Raw genomic sequence first — 16,977 nt, 5'->3', positions numbered from 1 at the left:
GCGGTGTCACGTGCTCGACGCACAGACCGCTCCTCTTTCCAGCATTGCAGCTTCTCCCCTGGTGAGCGCTGTGTACCATCGTCTGCTCGGGATACCGGAGGGCGACATGGATGATCCGGTCAGCCTGGGCGACGTCATCGCGGAGAAGTACCGCATTGATCGTGTGCTCGGACGTGGGGGGATGGGCGTCGTGGTGGCGGTCACGCATCTCCGCCTACAGAAGCAACGCGCCATCAAGCTGATGCTGCCTCACGCCGTGGAGATCCATGGTGCGGCCGAGTGCTTTCTTCGGGAGGCGTGGACGGCGTGCGCGCTGGAGAGCGACCACGTCGCACGGGTGATCGACGTGGGCGAGCACGGTGTGGTGCCCTTCATGGTGATGGAGCACCTGGAAGGCAACGACCTCGCGGCGGTGCTCGCCCGGCGCGGAACGCTGTCGGTGCGGGACGCCACGCGGTACGCGATCGAGGTGTGCGATGCGCTCGCCGAAGCGCACACGCTGGGGATCGTCCACCGTGACATCAAGCCAGCCAACCTGTTTCTCGCGCAGCGTCGGCATGGCGCGGTGATGGTCAAGGTGCTCGACTTCGGTCTGGCGAAGATCGCGGTCAGCCCGCCGCCCGAGAGCCAGCGCGGGCCGATGAGCACGGGGCTGCTCGCAGGCTCGCCTTGCTACATGTCGCCGGAGCAGGCGCAGACGCGGCGTGACATCGATGGGCGCAGCGATCTCTGGTCGCTCGGGGTGGTGCTGTACCAGATGGTCACCGGGAAGCTGCCCTTCGGTCAGCAAGGGGCGACGGTGCTCCCGCTCATTGCCGCGATCTGCGAGAAGGAGCCGACACCGCCCTCCGAGCTGGTGAGCAACCTGCCGCCTGGGCTCTCGGCGGTGATCCTGCGCTGCCTGGAGAAGGACCGCGAGAAGCGCTTCCAGTCCGCGGCCGAGCTGGCGGTGGCGCTGGCGCCGTACGCGCCGGTGGACTGCGCGCCCGTGGTCGCGCGCATCCGGCAGGTGATGGGATGCCCAGCGTCGATGATCCCCGATGCGTCGCCGATCCGGCTGATCGCTGTGAGCGATCTGCCGCCGCCGCCGGTGCTCGATCCGAGTCCAGCGCTACTTTCTGCCGACGCGACGGTGCGGGTGGGCTCGCCAGGTGCGACGCCGGTTCCCGCTTCTCGGTCGCGTGCTGCGCCGGTGAGCGTGTCCACGGTGAACCCGGTCGTGGCGACGGTGACGCCGTCAGCACCCTCGGTGAGGCCTGCGCTGCCGTCGGCACTGATGCCCACGTTGCCGCCGAAAAAGGCGGTGTCGTCGCGGCCCCCGGCGTCATCGCTGGGTCCGGCGACCCTCACCAACGCGAGCTGGGATCGTAGCGGGATCTCGCTGACCCCGGTACCGGCACCGATGCCGCGGGCGATGCGCTCGCGCTCGCTGTGGGCGGCGGCGGCGGCAGCGGCAGCGGTCGTGATCTCCGCAGGGGTGGGGATGGAAGCGCGCCGGGGGATGGCGCGACCGCAGCTCCAGGAGCAGGCCCAGGCAGGGGTCGCGGTCGCGGTCGAGCTTGCTTCGGCGAGCATCCGCGCGCTCGGACGCTGAGGGGGCGCCCAGGGGGGCCAGTTTCTGCTACAGGCCTCGCCGTGCCCGATCTGGTCATCCACCCGGCAACCAAGCCGCTCTTCGGGAGCGTGCCGGTCCCTGCCGACAAGAGCATCACCCACCGCGCCATCCTGCTGGCTGGCATCGCCAGCGGGCGCAGCCGCATCCGGGGCGCCGCGCTGGGCGAAGACAACCGGGCGACGCTCGCCGCGCTCCGCGCGTTCGGGATTCGCATCGAGGAGCCGTCGCCCACGGAGATGCTGATCGAGGGAGCGGGGCTCCTGGGGTTGCAAGCGCCGGCCGCTCCCATCGACTGCGGGAACTCGGGGACGACGATGCGGCTGCTCGCCGGGGTGCTGGCCGCGCAGCGCTTCGTGACCCGGCTGATCGGGGATGCCTCGCTCTCGCGGCGGCCGATGGAGCGCGTGGCGCGGCCGTTGCGGATGCGCGGGGCGCGGATCGAGGGGAACCTGGATCCGCGGCGGGTGGGTGAGATCACCGCGCCGCTCGACATCGGCCCCTTGCCAGCACCGCATACACTGTGTGGCATCGAGTACGAGCTGCCCGTTGCGAGCGCGCAGGTGAAGAGCGCGCTCTTGCTCTCGGGGCTGTACGCGCCCGAGGCGACGTATGTGCGCGAGCCGATCGTGTCACGGGATCACACGGAGCGGATGCTGAGCGCGCTCGGTGTGCCGCTCCGTACCGCGGGGGCGATGGTGGAGCTGGACCCGTCGGGCTGGTCGGGCGAGCTGCCGGCGCTGGATGTGGAGGTGCCCGGGGACATCTCGGCAGCGAGCTTCCTCATCGCCGCGGCGCAGATCGTTCCGGGAAGCCACGTGACGGCGCGGCGTGTCGGCGTGAACCCGACCCGCACGGGGTTCCTGGAGGCACTGCGTGGGATGGAGGGGGTGTTCGCCGTGGAGGCGAGGGGCGAGGAGATGGGGGAGCCGATCGGGGATGTGCACGGCGGCGCTGCGGCGCTGCGGGCCACGCGCGTCGGTGGGGAGGTCGTGGCGCGCGCGATCGACGAGCTGCCCATCCTGTGCGTGCTGGCGGCGCGGGCGCGCGGGGTGACCGAGGTGCGTGACGCCGCGGAGCTGCGGGTAAAGGAGAGCGATCGCATCGCGGCGATGGCGAGGGTGCTCCGCGCCTTCGGTGTGGCGTGCGAGGAGCGGCCGGATGGGATGCTGATCGAGGGACGCGAGGAGGGGGCGTTCACTGCGGCAGAGGTGGAGAGCGAGGGGGATCACCGGGTCGCGATGGCAGCGGCCGTCCTGGGGCTCTGCGCCGATGGGCCGAGCCGGGTGCGCGATGCGGCGTGCATCGCGACGAGTTTCCCGCGCTTCGTGGGGACGCTGCGCGCCCTCGGCGCGACGATCGAGGTGACGAGCGACGGGGGGGCCGAGTCCGGTGGCGGAGAGGGAGCGAAGGCGTGAGCGGCGAGACGATGCGGCGGCTGTGTGTCGCGATCGATGGCCCCGCGGGTGCGGGGAAGGGAACGGTGGCGCGGGGGCTCGCGGCGCGTCTCGGCTACCTGCTGCTCGACACGGGGGCGCTCTACCGGACGGTGGCACTCGCCGCGTCGAGGGTGGGGCTCGGCTGGGGTGACGCGGAGGGCATCGCGGCGCTGGCGACGCAGCTCGCCGAGCAGGAGCGGATCGTGCTGCCCGGGGTGAAGCGGCCAGAGACGCAGCGGGCGGGCGGGATGCAGGTGCTGCTCGACGGTGAGGATGTCTCCGACGCGATCCGGACGCCGGAGATCAGCGTGGGGGCGAGCCGGGTGTCGGCGATCCCTGCGGTGCGGCAGGCGCTGCTGGCGATGCAGCGGCAGGCAGGGGCCTCGGGGGGTGTGGTGCTCGAAGGGCGCGACATCGGGACGGTGGTGTTCCCGGATGCGGAGGTGAAGTTCTTTCTCACGGCACCGGCCGAGGTGCGCGCGCGGCGTCGCTACGACGAGCTGGCGGCCCGTGGGGTGGGGGTGAGCTTCGAGGACACGCTGACCGACGTGGTCGAGCGCGATCGGGCCGACTCGGAGCGTGCGGTCGCGCCGCTGCGTCAGGCGGAAGACGCCATCGTCATCGACTCTGCGAACCGCGCCCCCGAAGAGATCGTCGAGGAGATGGTGCGCGTCGTGGAGGCCCGTGCGGGCGTGCGCTGAGCGCGCCTCGGCCTCGGAAGAGCCGGGGCCAGGCGAGGGACCGTCACGCCGGGGGCAAGGTGTCGGCGCGAGGATCGATGCGGGGGGAAGACCTTCGGTGCTGCAGAGGCTGACGCAGAGCGGAAGGGGAATGCGGGGGGTCGTGCTCGGAGGCACGTGTCTCGCGCTGTCGACGGCTGGGCTGTGCGGGTGTTCGGAGATCCCTGGCGCTGCGCCCGGGCCGAGGCCGCCGCACGTCATCCGGCGTCTCGACGCGAGTGAGCTGCTCCCTGCGGATCTGGACCTGGTGATACGGGTGGACGTCGCGCGCATGCGCGCGGGTCTCGGTGCGGCTGCAGCCGAGCAGCTCGCGGCGCGCGCGCTCGCCGACGAGCCGGACGCGCTGCTCGGTGAGGCGGCGAGGCGCGCAGACGTGGTGTGGATCGGGTTGCGACTCGCTCACCTCGACGAGGGGGATCGGGTCATCGCCTTCGAGGGGAGGATGACCGAGCTCGAGCCGTCCTCGGCGACCTGGGACGTCCGTCCGCAGCTGCGCGAGGGCGTCGACGTGTTCGATCGGCGGGACGATCCGCCGCGCGCCGGGGTGGCCAGGATCGTGCGGCTGGGAGAGCGCGCGCTGATCTTCGCGTCCCCGGTGGAAGCGAGCAGCGTGGGCCGGGTGCTGCGCGATGGCCCCGACGAGGGGCGCGGTGATCCGGCTGCGGATGGGCTGGTCAGCCTCGATCTCAAGGCGGGGAGGCTGCCGTCGCACCTCGAGCGCAGCTTCCCTTCGATCGCGAACGTGATCGGAGGCGTGGAGCGCGTCCGCGCGAACAGCATGCTCGACGAGGAGGGCGCGCTGGTGGAGGCGGAGATCGTGGCGCACACGGCCGACGGGGCGCAGCGCGCACGCCGCTTCCTGGAGGTCCTCCGCGACAATGTGCGCGATTTGCGCTACGCAGAGATCATGAAGGCGCTGAGCATCGAGCAGATCGAGCGAACGGTGAGGGTGCGCTGGAAGCTTCCCTCGCAGGTGGTGCTCGCGCTGCTCTCGGGCGGGGAGCCCGGCTGACCGTGGCGCGCACGCTGATCGATCCGCCGTCTGGCGGAGACGCCCGGCCCACCGTCATCGACGATCCGCATCAAGGGGCCGCCCCAGGGCCGGCTCCGTTCGATCCGACGCAAGGTGCGCGGGCGACGGTGATCGACGGGCCCGCAGGTGGGCCGGCTGGAGGCGCTCCGCTTGGGCCGAAGCCAGGGCCGTCGCGCGGGGCGCGGATCGGCTGCGCGGTCGCCGCGATCGGGCTCACGCTCGGTGCGATCGTCGGCGGGCTGCTCTGGTTCTACTTCGGCGTGGTGAACTACGAGCCGGTCGCGCGTCGACACATCCCTGGCAACGCCAACGTGGCAATCCGCGTCGACGCCGCGGATGTCGCGCTCTCGGCACCCGTGCGCAAGCACCTGTGGCCGCTGGTGGACATCAACGTTGGGGGAAAGACCCGGAAGTCGCGGCTGACCTCGGCGACGGGCGTGAGCTTCGCCGACGTGCGCGAGCTGGTCGTGGCGTCCACCGATGCGACGAGCTGGGTGGTGCTGCTGGGTGGCAAGATCAAACCGGGAGGTGTGGTGCCCGGCGTCGAGAAGGTGGCGCGCGAGGAGAGCTGGCCCGGCTGGCGGCGTGACGCCGATCTGATGATCGGTCCAGGCGGCGTGACGATCGGTCAAGCCGAGGACGGGACGATCCTCATCGGTACGGACACGCCCATCGTGCGCGCGTCGCTCATTGCTTCGGACGACTGGCAGCGGATCGGTCTCCCGGAATCAGGGACGATGACGTTCGTGGTCACCCGCGAAGCGTGGGATGGCGTCGGTGGTGAGCTGGGAGGGCTGCTGACGAACGGGGGCCGCGGGTTGTTCCGGCGCGCGGGCCGCACCGTGGGCTCATTCACGCTGGACGAGGCCCCGAAGATCGCGATGCGCGTCTCCCCCGTGAGTGGCGAGACGGCGGCCACACTGACCGAGGATCTGAAGACCATCGTCGCCGGCCTCAAGCTGGTGATGCTGCTGATGCCGGACCGCATGGGGGAGAAGCGAGCGCTTCAATCCACGGTCATCACGGCCGCGACCGACGCGGCTGAGGTCAACACGGTCTGGCCCGCGGATGGCCTAGATCAAGCGTTCCAGCGCCTCGCCACCACCCTCCGGTCCTTCTCGTCTCCCTGAGCGCCAGCCCCTGCATGGGCGTCGGAAGGGTCTGCCCTCGGCAGAGGAACGGCGTCGGGCTGGGATGCGGATTTACCCGCATATTCCCGGTCGCCTGATAAAAATTACCCTGGCTCGGACGTTGCATTGACAGAGGGGCTTGCCGGGATTACACGCTCGCCTCTCCCGAGGGGACGGGTGCATGCTGCGGGTGCGTCCGCTCTTCCGTCTTGTGAGTGCCAGCTCGGATAGAGCAGGCGAACGCTCGGCGAATCCCAGGGAAGGAAAGGAAATAAGAACCGGTAACATGACAAGCAACGTGATTATGGAGGAAGCCTCGTCCGGAATGGACAGCTTCGCCTCGCTCTTCGAGCAGAGCGTCGAGGGAGGCGATTTCGCGCGCGAGGGGGAGATCATCGCGGGCACGGTGGTGGCGGTAAACCGCGACTCCGTGGTCGTCGACATCGGTGGCAAGAGCGAAGGCGTCATCCCTCTGCGGGAGTTCGCTGACGCCGGCGGTCAGTCGGCCGTGAAGGCTGGCGACAAGGTCGATGTCTACATCGAGAGCCGTGAGAACGACGACGGCCTCGTCACCTTGTCGAAGGAAAAAGCCGACAAGATGAAGGTCTGGGATGAGATCTCGAACGCCTGCGAGGCGGATGAGCTCATCGAGGGGACCATCAGCCAGCGTGTGAAGGGTGGCCTGTCCGTCACGATCAAGGGTGGCGTGAAGGCATTCCTTCCGGGGTCGCAGGTCGACCTCCGCCCGATCCGGAACTTGGACAAGCTGATCGGGCAGACCTACAAGTTCAAGGTCATCAAGTTCAACAAGAAGCGTGGCAACATCGTGCTGTCGCGGCGCGTGCTCCTGGAGCGCGAGCGCGACGAGATGAAGCAGAAGACGCTCGAGACCCTGACCGAGGGCATGGTCGTCAAGGGGACCATCAAGAACATCACCGAGTACGGCGCCTTCGTCGATCTCGGCGGTATCGATGGCCTCCTGCACATCACCGACATGTCCTGGGGTCGGGTCAACCACCCCAACGAGGTGTTCCAGGTTGGCGACGAGGTCACCGTCAAGGTCCTCAAGTACAACCCCGACACCGAGCGCGTCTCCCTGGGCCTGAAGCAGACCCAGGAGGATCCGTGGAACCACGCCGAGGAGGCCTACCCGGCCGGCAAGAAGGTTCGCGGCAAGGTCATGTCGATCACCGACTACGGCGCCTTCGTGGAGCTGGAGCCGGGCATCGAGGGCCTGATCCACGTGAGCGAGATGAGCTGGACCAAGAAGGTCAAGCACCCGTCGAAGCTCCTCGAGGTCGGCCAGGAGATCGAGTGCCAGGTACTCGAGGTCGACGCACGCGCGAAGCGCATCAGCCTCGGTCTCAAGCAGCTCGAGCCCGATCCCTGGATGCTCTTCACGGACAAGTACCACCCCGGCGACAAGATCGCGGGCAAGGTCCGTTCGCTCACCGACTACGGTGTGTTCGTCGGGATCGAAGAGGGCGTCGACGGCATGGTCCACAAGAGCGATCTCTCGTGGACGGTGCGGGTCAACAACCCGAGCGACCTCTATCACAAGGGTGATGAGGTCGAGGCGATCATCCTCTCGATCAACCACGACGAGAAGAAGGTCTCCCTCGGCATCAAGCAGCTCTGGGACGATCCCTGGCCGACGATGCTCGCCGAGTTCCCGCCCGGGAAGGTCGTGGAGGAGTCCCTCGTGGTCAGCCTCTGCGAGTACGGCGTGTTCGTCCGCCTGCGCGAGGGCATCGAGGGCCTGGTGCCCACGAACGAGGTCACCGACCCCGAGGGCGGCAAGCTCAAGGTGGGCGACAAGGCCAAGGTCGAGGTCTCCTCGCTCGACACGGTGGACCGCCGGCTCTTCGCCACGATGAAGAACATCGGGATGGAGCGTCCTGCGCCTCAGCCGCGTCAGCAGCAGAAGCGCAAGGAGGAGGGTGAGGAGAAGCCGGTGGCCGGTACCATCGGTGACCTGATCAAGGAGAAGTTGGGCGCCAAGCTCGACCTCAAGTGATCGACTCCTGACACGACGGTAGAAGGCCGGTCCCCGATGGGGGCCGGCTTTTTGCTTTCCGGGCGGTGTACGATGCGCCTGATGTTCCGCCTTCTGGTTCCCGTCGCGGCCCTGGTCGCCTCGGCCCTCGTCCTGGCACCGAACCTGGCGTCTGCCCAGGAGAGCGCGCTGCCGAGGCGCTCCCCGCTGGTCCGTCCGGCAGCTCCGGCGCTCGCGCCCAGGGATCCGTGGGTCGGGCATGACAAAGCGCTTCACTTCACGGCATCTGCAGCGATTGCAGGGGGGGGGTACGCGCTGGGAGCGCTCGGGACACGCGATGTGCCAGGACGTCTCGCCGTGGGGGCGATTCTGGCGCTGAGCGCAGGGGCCACCAAGGAGGTGCTCGACGCCGCCGGGTTCGGTCAGCCCTCGCTCCGGGACCTGGCTTGGGACGTCGTGGGCACCGTCTTCGGGCTGCTCTTTGCCGCCTCCGTGGACTACGCGGCGCGCCCCGCGTGGTTCGCCCCGGGGCGCTGACGTTCCGCGGCCGGGCGGCGCTGACGCACCGCTGCCGCGCGGCGCTGACGCACCGCTGCAAGGGCAGCGCCGGTCGCTCCTCGCGGCACCCGGACCAGCTGCGCCCGATCGGCCCTCGCTTCCGGCTTTTCCTGCGCAGCGGCGCGTCCCTCGCGCCCTTGCGCCATGCTAGCGTCTCGCCTGATGGGCAATCCGCTCTGGGCTCCCTGGCGCATGGAGTACATCCTGGGGCCGAAAGACCGCGGCGAGTGCATCTTCTGTGGCGTTCACGACGCCTCGGAGGACGAGCGGCGGAGTCGGTTCGTGGTGGCTGTCACGCCCTGCGCCTTCGTGATGCTCAACCGCTATCCATTTGCCGCGGGCCACCTGCTCGTCGTCCCGCACGTGCACGTGGCCGCGCTCCATGAACTCTCCGCGCCGGATCACGATGCGCTCTTCCGGCTCGTGCGGGAGACGGCCACGCGGCTCCAGCGGGCGGTGCGCGCCGAGGGGCTGAACATCGGAATCAACCTCGGCGCGGTTGCTGGCGCGGGCGTTGCGGCCCACCTGCACGTTCACATCGTGCCTCGATGGTCGGGCGACACGAATTTCATGCCCGTGCTCGCCGACACGCGCGTCATGCCCCAGGCGCTGGAGGCGACGCGCGATCACCTTCTCGGCTTCTTTCAAGATCTGCCGTCGGACGACGGCGGCAGCGCGGCTACGTGAACGAGGGATCTGGGTTGCAGCGATCCACCAAGAGCACGCTTTTTCTGACCATCAGCGCCGTTCTCGCCGTCGTCATCGTGGTGTGGGCGCGGGCGGTCCTTCTACCGTTCATCCTTGCGCTGATCGTGGCCTACGTCAGCACGCCTGCGGTGCTCCGGCTGGAGCGCATCCGGATTCCCCGCTGGGCGGCCATCCTGCTGGTGTACGCGATCGCGCTGGGGGCGATCGGGGGCTTCGTGGCGATCGCGGTGCCCCGCCTCATCACCGAGGGGAAGGCGCTCACCCGGGAGGCACCTCGCTACGTCGCGCGTGCCCGCGAGCAGTGGCTCCCGTTGCTCGACGAGCGTCTCCGGAGCTGGACGGGGCGTGATGCGCCGCAACCATCCGTGCCGCCGACGGAGGATCGCGTCACCGTTCCAGGGGCACCTCCCGAGCCGGCCGAGCCGGAACGCGCACCGTTCCGCATCGTGCGTCTCGACGACGGCTCGTTCGATGTGCAGCTCTCCGGAGACGTGCAGCTCCGCGAGGTGCAGGGCGGCGTGTGGAAGCTCGAGCAGGAACGACCGAAGCCCGTGCTCACCAGCGCGACCATGCTCCAGGAGGGGATGGATCGCGCCTTCCAGTTCCTCGGCCAGAACTCGCTCACCCTCCTCAAGCTGGGCAAAGAGATCGCGTCCGCCATCTCCCGCGGCATCTTCACGCTCTTCATCACGCTGATGCTCGCGGGCTACATCATACTCACCCACGAGCGCATCCTGGGGTTCTTCCGTGAGCTGTGGCCACCGGAGAACCGGCCGTCATTCGATCGCTTCCTGCGTCGGCTCGATCGGGGGCTCTCGGGGGTCGTGCGCGGGCAGCTCCTGATCTGCCTGGTGAACGGGGTGCTCTCGGCGATCGGGTTCTGGCTGTTCGAGCTGAAGTACTGGCCGATTCTCTCGATCCTCGCCGGTGTGATGTCGCTGATCCCGATCTTTGGATCGATCTTGAGCTCGATCCCGGCGGTGGCCATCGGTCTCACACAGTCACCGGCGACGGCCTTCGGCGTGCTTGCCTGGATCGTGGGCATCCACCAGCTGGAAGCGAACTTCCTGAACCCGAAGATCATCGGGGACGCAGCGAAGATCCATCCGGTGCTCGTCGTGTTCTCGCTGCTCGTGGGCGAGCACTACTTCCAGATCGCTGGAGCGCTCTTCGCGGTGCCCTGCCTGTCGATCGTGCAGACGATCTTCCTGCACTTCCGGGAGTCGGCACTCGGGCTGCCAGACCCGACGTCGACGATTCCCCCGGGGCGTCCGGCCGCCACGCCACCGAACACGCCGATTCCACCGCCATTGCCTCCCATCGACATGGCCCGTATGCCCCTCTCGACGGCAGGCGCGGAGGCCGGCGGCGGTGCCCTGAGCATCCAAGGGATCGAGCCCGATTCCGCCCGGAACCCCGAAGTCGCCGAGCGATAGCGCGCGGCTCGGGCATTCGGCGCTCTCTACCGTCAAGGAAACCGGATTCCACGCATGAGCAACCCTGGAAAGTCGAAGAAGCAGATCTCCAAGCAGCAGCGTGAGGATGCGCTCGCCGCCCTGCGCAGCAAGGCGCCGCCCGATCCCATGGCCCAGCTCAAGCCTCGGGCGCTGGCGATCAGAATCGGCATCGGTGCGCTGATCCTGTGGGGCATCGCGTTCGCGATTCCGGGCTGGTGGGCGAAGATCGTGGCCGCCGTCCTGACGGTGGCGGTGCTCGGCATCGTGCTGTGGGCGCTCCGGTTCACGAAGCGGACCCAGGCCGTCGCGCAGATCGTGCGCCAGGCCGACTCTGCAGAGGCGCGGAAGGAGGCCATCTCCAAGCTGGAGTCCGACTTCAAGAAGGATGATGTCGCGGCGACGTTCGCCAAGGCGCAGCTCCAGCTCCAGGAGGATCCGCGCACCGCGCTGAGCACGCTGGAGTCGATCAAGCTGGAGAAGCTGATGCCTCCGATGGCCGACGAGGCCCGGGCTCAGCGGGCGATGATCCACCTCATGCTCGGTGAGACGGACGAGGCGCGTGGGCTGGTCGATCCCATCGATCTGTCCCGTCACAAGGAGCCGAGATCTCGGGCGACCCTGGCGGCGATCGTGGGTGAGGCCTGGGCGCGGACAGGTCAGGCGAAAAAGGCGGTCGAGCTGCTGGAGACTTTCGATCCGAGCGACGCTGCGTACTCCGATCTCAAGCCTCAGCTCCTGCGCGCGCGCGCCTTCGCATACGCCTGGGCGAACAACAGCCAGAAGATGAAGGGCACGCTGAGGGCGCTCTCGGCGATGAATGTCCAGTTCCTGACAGGCTTCATCACCAAGAAGAAGCACCCGATGGGGGTGAATCCCCGGGGCGTCCACCCGGCGCTGGAGAAGGAGGCGCTGGAGGTGCTCACGCGCTCTGGCGCCGTGCCGCGCAAGATGCAGATGCGGCGGGTCTGAGGCGCCAGACGGCGAAGGCTCGGCGCCTTCGAGGGGACCGAATGCCGTGCCCCGGATGCGTCCGAGGCATTGATGGGCCCTCTTGACGCCGGCCAGGTCCGCCGGTTCACATGGCGGCCTCATGCAAGGCACCGCCCTGATCTACAGCTCGCACGAGCGTTGCAACTACATCCACAACGACCTCATCGTGCAGCGGGCGCTGCGCGGCAGAGACAACAAGCGCATCCTCTTCCTGCCCATGTCGGAGACGCCGCAGGGGGGCAGCGAGATGGAGCGGCAGGAGTTTTCCTGGGGTCGATTCCGCTATTTCTTCAGCTTCTACCAGCGCTTCGGACTCGAAGCGGTGCCGTTCTTTTGGACGAGTTCCCTGCGGAAGGAGGACGTCGACCTGTTCTGGCACCACCTGTGGAGTTCGGAGGTCGTGCTGCTGGGTGGCGGGTATCCCTCGCAGGGGCTGTGGCGCTACAAGGAGCTGGGGGCTCGGTTCAGTGGAGAGGCCGGGAAGTTCGGTCGCATCCTGCACGAGCGGCGTCAGCGGGGGCTGCTCACGGTGGGTTTCTCGGCGGGCGCGGATCAGCTCTGCGAGCACCTGTTCCGGAAGACCTGGGACTCGCCAGGGGATAGCGATGGCTTCGGTCTGGTGCGGCGGACGATGGTGACCTTGCACCACGACGCGTCACGGAACGGCGACCTCCACTTTGCAGCGCGTCGCTTCCCGGACCAGATGCTCTTCGGATTGCCGAACGACTCGGGGCTGAACACCGACTGGGGTGTGCTGCCCAGCGGGAACATCTGGCAGGTGTACGACTTCGTGGTCGATACGTCGTGGGACGACCCGAGCGATCAGTTCCACATCAGGACCCGCCAGGGCGCGCTCGTCGATCATTTCGACGCCGAGGGGCGGCACTGGGGCTTCCGGGGCGGGGACAAGCTGGTGCGGATCGAGTCCCCCGACGGACGTTATCGTGACGCCTGGATGAGCAGCGGCGGGCGGTTGATCAACTACTGGAGTCGGCAGCCTTCTGCGTTCCACCGCGTCGAGGATGTCCTCGCGTCTCACTGACGTGAACGGCTACCCTGAGGCGCGTTGGCCAGCACTGATCGCAGTCTGACGCGCCGCACGCTGATCCACATCGCCGTCTTCGCGGGGGGCTCCGTGGCGCTGCTGGCGTTGCTGAGCGGGCTGCTGCTGTGGGTCTCGGGTCGTGTGGTGCCCGCGGTGGTCGAGGTTCGAGAGGATGCTTCGGCTGGCGTGAGCAAGCGCGCTGGTCCTCGGCGAGCACCAGGGATCGAACCACAGCGTGAGGGCAGCGCGTCCGAGGCCGTCGAGGAGTCGTCGGTGGAACCTGCGGAGCCTCACCCGGAGGAGGAGCGCTGGGCCCGCTGCTGCGACGCGCTGGATCGGGCGGCGAGGCAGGCCCCTGCGGAGGATCGTCTGATTTACCAGGCAGCGCAGCGGGCGTGTCGGGGCGTGCTGGGGGATGCCAAGGGGGGAGAGGCGATCCGGGCGATGCTCAAGGAGGAGAACTTGCCGCCGGAGTGTCGTTGAGCCGCCTCAGAAGCGAGCCCGCCGTAGCGTGAGGAGCCACTCGTCGAGGGCGTCAGCGTTGGGCGGCTCCTCGGGCAGGGGCGAGCGTTCGTGGGCTTCCGTCAGCGTGGTGAAGGCGCGTCCGATCTCCCCCGCCCATCGGTCGCGTACGTTTTCTGGCAGCTCCGAGCGTTCTCCGGAGCGCTTGATGTCGATGAGCTCGTGGGCCGAGGAGAAGCCATACTGGTCGAGCAGGAGCGTCACGTCCGTCACCACGGTTCCTGTGGTGAGGGCGTGTGCTCCAGTCAGCGCGGTGCGCAGGACATAGAGCAACTTCTTCACCGAGGCGCGCTCGCTCGCCTCCCAGGCGTGACGCTGGCTGGTGGCGAAGCCCAGGTAATGACGAAAGACGCGGCGCGAGAGGGCGCCGAGGCACAAGGGCTTCAGAGCATCGAGTTCAGGTGCGGTCCGCAGGGGAAAGGGCCCGAGGATGCGCTCGATGTAGTTGCCGTTGCCTTGAAGGACGCCGAGCAGGACGGGGTGGATCTCGTTGGAGCTGTAGTCCACCTCGACGCCGTCGATGATCTCGAGGCGCGATGGGCTCGCCGCGCTGCGCATCAGGCCGAGGAGCCGTCTGGTGGGCTCGATGTGGATCGACTTGAGGTCGAGATCGCTGTCTGGCGACGGGAAGCCGTAGGCATGCGCGCCGCTGAGGGACACGACCAGGTGGGCACGTTGTCTCTCCTCTTCGTCGAGGACCCGGTCAGCCACGATTTGCTGTCTGGCGTCGAGCACCGTCATGTTCATGGGTCGTCTCCCTGAGTCTGAGTTCCTTCCCCCTCATCCCAGACCGAGACGGGAGCGGGGGGCGCATCGCGACCGAGCGGGCCGGGTGCGCAGACGAAATGGCGCCGTGCAATCTCCTCGCGGATCCGACGGAGGAGGGCCTCCGCGCGACCGACGTCGGGATGCGGGGGGAGCTTCGTCACTCGTCTCGCTTCTTCCAGCTCGGGCGTCAACGCTTCGGCGGTCGCGAGGGTGCGCTCGAGCGGCCACTGGCCGCTCTTGATGGCGAGTAGCTGCTCTCGGAGCGCGCCGCGTGCCGTGAAGTCGACCTCTCCGACGCGGAGCCACTGGATGGCCATCGAGAGGAGGCGCACGAGGTTGTAGGCATTCTTGGGGCGCAGGTCGCGGCTGAGATCGAGATCGCGGCGCGCCGTGCATGCAAAGTTCACGAGAGAGGGGAAATCCCGGGTAGGGATCAGGCCCTGATCGTGAAGGGAGCGGTAGAGCTGTTTCACGTGTTCCTTCGCCATCAGGTGCCGATCGGCCTCGGTGGGGGCGGCACGTGGGCTGACGTCGGCGAGGCGCTGGGCGACCGCATCGAGGGAGAGGGAGGGAGACTGTCCGAGCCAGTCGAGGATCAGCTCGCGATGCTGGGCCAGGCGCTGCGCCTGCTCCAGGCGCTTGAGCTGAGAGAGCGCGTAGCGGCCGAAGCTGCCGTAGATCGCCGAGGAGACGAACGCCGAGCGCGCTTCGAGGATCCACTCGCCGATGGGATCGAGGGGGCGCGCGCTGGCGACGAAGAGGGTCTCCAGGGTGTTGGGGTCCGCCCTGAGCGCCTGGCGGAGCGCCTTTTCCACCTCCCAGTAAGCGGTGCTTCCGTCGTTGCTGACGAGATCGGAAGGGGGCTGGGAGAGACCTGCCGTCCAGGGGAACGGGAGAGCGAAGATCCCGCGGCGGTCCGTGTCGGAGCCCTCGTTCGCCAGGCCCCACGCGCGCGAGCCGACGGTGGTCTCGAGCACGGCGCATGGTGTGAGGGCGTCCCAGGCGGCGCTCCGACGCTCGGCGTGGCGGACCTGACCAACCTTGCGCGGAGACAGCTCGTGGCGTTGGTAGCGGACCACGCCGATGCCGACCAGCATGACGTCGAGGCCTTCGTCCCGCGTGGCCATCACCCGGCCGACGGCACCCTGTGGGATTCGACGCTCGTCGATGAGCCGATCGACGCGGGTGATGACCTCGGTCCCGTTCGGGAGCGCGACGGCGAGAGGATCGAGATGCCAGGCCGCGCAGGCGGAGGTCCATGGTGTCGGAGCCTAGCATCGACGTTCACGAGGGGGTGCGCCAGGGGTCGGCTGCTTGACGGCGTGCACGGCGCGCGGCAGGCGGTGGGTATGGCGACGAAGCCCTGTGTCTTCTGCAACATCGTGCGCGGCTCGATGCCTGCGCACGTCGTCCTCGACGAGCCTCATGCGATGGCCTTTCTCGATCACCGGCCGCTCTTCCCGGGTCACTGCTTGCTGGTCCCGCGGGGCCACGTCGAGGTGTTGACCGAGCTTCCTGCTGAACTCGTCGGTCCTCTGTTCACGAGCGCCCAGCGCCTCGCACGTGCGGTCGAAGCTTCTCTCGGCGCAGAAGGGACGTTCGTCGCCATGAACAACCGGGTCAGTCAGAGCGTGCCGCACCTGCATGTCCACGTGGTGCCGCGGCGCAAGAAGGATGGCCTGAAGGGGTTCTTCTGGCCGCGGCACCCCTATGCGAACGAGGGGGAGATGATTGCTGTGAAAGAGGCGCTCCTCGCCGGACTTTCAGTCTGATGCGTGAGCGACGCGTGCCGTCCATCGGAAACCGTCCACGCGATGTCGAATGAAGAGACGACGGTGGGAAGGCGCGTAACGGTGGAGGGGGTAGCTGATAAGAAGCTCACTGCATCGGCCGCGCCAGAGTGGATAGTTCGCGTGCGGCTGAGCATTTCGTGCAGCTCACCTGCATCCTTTTCACAGGTCTTCAGGAACACCGTGAAGTGCTGTGCATCTTCGCCGCACCCATCGCGCGACATGTTCGTGAGTGGTGTCGTCACGAGATCGCGAAAGTGATTTGTGACCGAAATCCCCGTTGACCGTGAACCGATTTCAATGAATCGTGGGATCCAACATCGCCCATCTCAGTCCTGCACGCCGGCCAAGGCGACATGCAAGGAGACCAGTCACCCTGCGAATGGAGATTCAAGTCATGGCTAAGTACAGCGGTCTCGCTCTGTCGTCCTTCGTTGCTGGCGCACTTCTGACGTTCGCTGCCTCCACGGCACAAGCAGCTCCCGGCGACCCGCCGCTTCACCTGACGTACATGTACGATCTGACCGCCGCGCTCGACGGCGTCGACAGCGCGAACACCTGGATCAACAACTCCGACCCCTGCGCGATTACCTGGGCGGAGAACAATGCGACGGCGAATGCCGCGACCAAGGGCGCTTGCTTCTACACGCTGGCGCTGCGGAAGGCCGACCCCACGCTCACGACCTCGCGGCTCAATCAGTGGTTCGCCTCCGGCAGCCCCGACTCGCCTACCTACTACGACCACATCGTGGCGCAGCACCGGTTCCACAATATCGTTGATGTCGATCATATTTTCTCCGGTGACGTTCTCGTCGCGAAGTACACGACGCAGCAGAACGTGACGACCGGTTACCTGATGGTGGTCAGCGACATCGAGTTCCGTGAGTCGCTCGCCGACGGAACGGAGCGCTACCTGGTTGAGGTGATCGACTCCACCCGTGATCCCCATGGCAAGTACGACACGCGCTGGCGCACGGGCGTTCCCCACGCCCAGGGGGTCGGCCGCGGGCTGATCTTCCTCGATGCCGACCCCAGCACGGGAGCGATCATCGGCCATTCCTGGAGCGACCAGGGCCTGGCAAACTCCGACTACTACACGCTGGCTCAGCGCCCGATCGTCGCCGGCCGCTTCGATCGGAATCAGGTTCCCTGAACCGAATCCACCTTTCGTGGTGAGCAAGCCGCAGTT

The 16,977-nt window shown here is 67.9% G+C and carries 16 protein-coding genes; 14 read left to right on the top strand and 2 right to left on the bottom strand.

Translation table 11 applies throughout. The features are described 5' to 3' along the window. Positions 1-106: 106 nt before the first annotated feature. The 12 genes from CMC5_RS33820 to CMC5_RS33765 all read left to right on the top strand — a co-directional run bounded on the left by CMC5_RS33820 (position 107) and on the right by CMC5_RS33765 (position 13,191). Complete coding sequence (locus tag CMC5_RS33820; RefSeq protein ID WP_050434263.1) at positions 107-1,594, top strand: serine/threonine-protein kinase; 1,488 nt, start codon at positions 107-109, stop codon at positions 1,592-1,594. A 41-nt stretch (positions 1,595-1,635) separates the two neighbouring features. Beyond that, on the top strand, positions 1,636-3,030 hold the full coding sequence (gene aroA / locus CMC5_RS33815) for a 3-phosphoshikimate 1-carboxyvinyltransferase (protein WP_050434262.1): 1,395 nt from the start codon (positions 1,636-1,638) through the stop codon (positions 3,028-3,030). Between the two features lie 11 nt (positions 3,031-3,041). Then, on the top strand, positions 3,042-3,752 hold the full coding sequence (gene cmk / locus CMC5_RS33810; protein WP_050436289.1) for a (d)CMP kinase: 711 nt from the start codon (positions 3,042-3,044) through the stop codon (positions 3,750-3,752). Positions 3,753-3,882: 130 nt separating this feature from the next. After that, the gene (locus CMC5_RS33805) at positions 3,883-4,803 is read left to right on the top strand and encodes a hypothetical protein (protein WP_050434261.1); all 921 of its coding nucleotides are present in this window, start codon (positions 3,883-3,885) and stop codon (positions 4,801-4,803) included. Positions 4,804-4,805: 2 nt separating this feature from the next. Beyond that, positions 4,806-5,954 carry a hypothetical protein gene (locus CMC5_RS33800; protein WP_050434260.1) on the top strand — a complete coding sequence of 383 codons (1,149 nt, stop codon included), beginning with the start codon at positions 4,806-4,808 and terminating at the stop codon, positions 5,952-5,954. Between the two features lie 286 nt (positions 5,955-6,240). Beyond that, a complete protein-coding gene (locus CMC5_RS33795; RefSeq protein WP_050434259.1) occupies positions 6,241-7,971 on the top strand; it encodes a 30S ribosomal protein S1 in 1,731 nt (576 codons plus the stop codon). An 81-nt stretch (positions 7,972-8,052) separates the two neighbouring features. Next, positions 8,053-8,487 (top strand): YfiM family protein, encoded by a 435-nt coding sequence (locus CMC5_RS33790; protein WP_050434258.1) that lies wholly within the window; start codon positions 8,053-8,055, stop codon positions 8,485-8,487. A gap of 183 nt (positions 8,488-8,670) precedes the next feature. After that, positions 8,671-9,195, top strand: a complete 525-nt coding sequence (locus CMC5_RS33785) for an HIT family protein (RefSeq protein WP_050434257.1) — start codon at positions 8,671-8,673, stop codon at positions 9,193-9,195. A 14-nt stretch (positions 9,196-9,209) separates the two neighbouring features. After that, the gene (locus CMC5_RS33780; protein WP_156339060.1) at positions 9,210-10,652 is read left to right on the top strand and encodes an AI-2E family transporter; all 1,443 of its coding nucleotides are present in this window, start codon (positions 9,210-9,212) and stop codon (positions 10,650-10,652) included. Between the two features lie 54 nt (positions 10,653-10,706). Then, positions 10,707-11,642, top strand: a complete 936-nt coding sequence (locus tag CMC5_RS33775) for a hypothetical protein (protein ID WP_050434255.1) — start codon at positions 10,707-10,709, stop codon at positions 11,640-11,642. Between the two features lie 121 nt (positions 11,643-11,763). Then, positions 11,764-12,705 carry a type 1 glutamine amidotransferase family protein gene (locus tag CMC5_RS33770; protein WP_050434254.1) on the top strand — a complete coding sequence of 314 codons (942 nt, stop codon included), beginning with the start codon at positions 11,764-11,766 and terminating at the stop codon, positions 12,703-12,705. A gap of 24 nt (positions 12,706-12,729) precedes the next feature. Continuing rightward, on the top strand, positions 12,730-13,191 hold the full coding sequence (locus CMC5_RS33765) for a hypothetical protein (protein ID WP_050434253.1): 462 nt from the start codon (positions 12,730-12,732) through the stop codon (positions 13,189-13,191). Positions 13,192-13,197: 6 nt separating this feature from the next. Here CMC5_RS33765 and CMC5_RS33760 read toward each other — a convergent pair whose 3' ends face one another. Together CMC5_RS33760 and CMC5_RS33755 are read right to left on the bottom strand one after the other, a co-directional pair. Next, positions 13,198-13,977, bottom strand: coding sequence for a nucleotidyltransferase domain-containing protein (locus tag CMC5_RS33760; RefSeq protein ID WP_050434252.1), 780 nt, complete (start codon positions 13,975-13,977; stop codon positions 13,198-13,200). Continuing rightward, entirely contained in the window at positions 13,974-15,125 is a 1,152-nt protein-coding gene (locus tag CMC5_RS33755) for a DNA polymerase beta superfamily protein (RefSeq protein ID WP_245677979.1), read from the bottom strand. Before CMC5_RS33755 ends, CMC5_RS33760 begins: the two co-directional genes overlap by 4 nt. Before the next feature lie 222 nt (positions 15,126-15,347). Here CMC5_RS33755 and CMC5_RS33750 point away from each other — a divergent pair, with 222 nt between their 5' ends. After that, the gene (locus CMC5_RS33750; protein WP_050434251.1) at positions 15,348-15,770 is read left to right on the top strand and encodes an HIT family protein; all 423 of its coding nucleotides are present in this window, start codon (positions 15,348-15,350) and stop codon (positions 15,768-15,770) included. A gap of 415 nt (positions 15,771-16,185) precedes the next feature. Further along, complete coding sequence (locus CMC5_RS33745; protein ID WP_156339059.1) at positions 16,186-16,941, top strand: hypothetical protein; 756 nt, start codon at positions 16,186-16,188, stop codon at positions 16,939-16,941. Positions 16,942-16,977: the final 36 nt, after the last annotated feature.

Source organism: Chondromyces crocatus (genome assembly GCF_001189295.1).
Classification (GTDB): Bacteria; Myxococcota_A; Polyangia; order Polyangiales; family Polyangiaceae; genus Chondromyces; species Chondromyces crocatus.
This window is presented reverse-complemented; position numbering and strand designations above follow the sequence as displayed.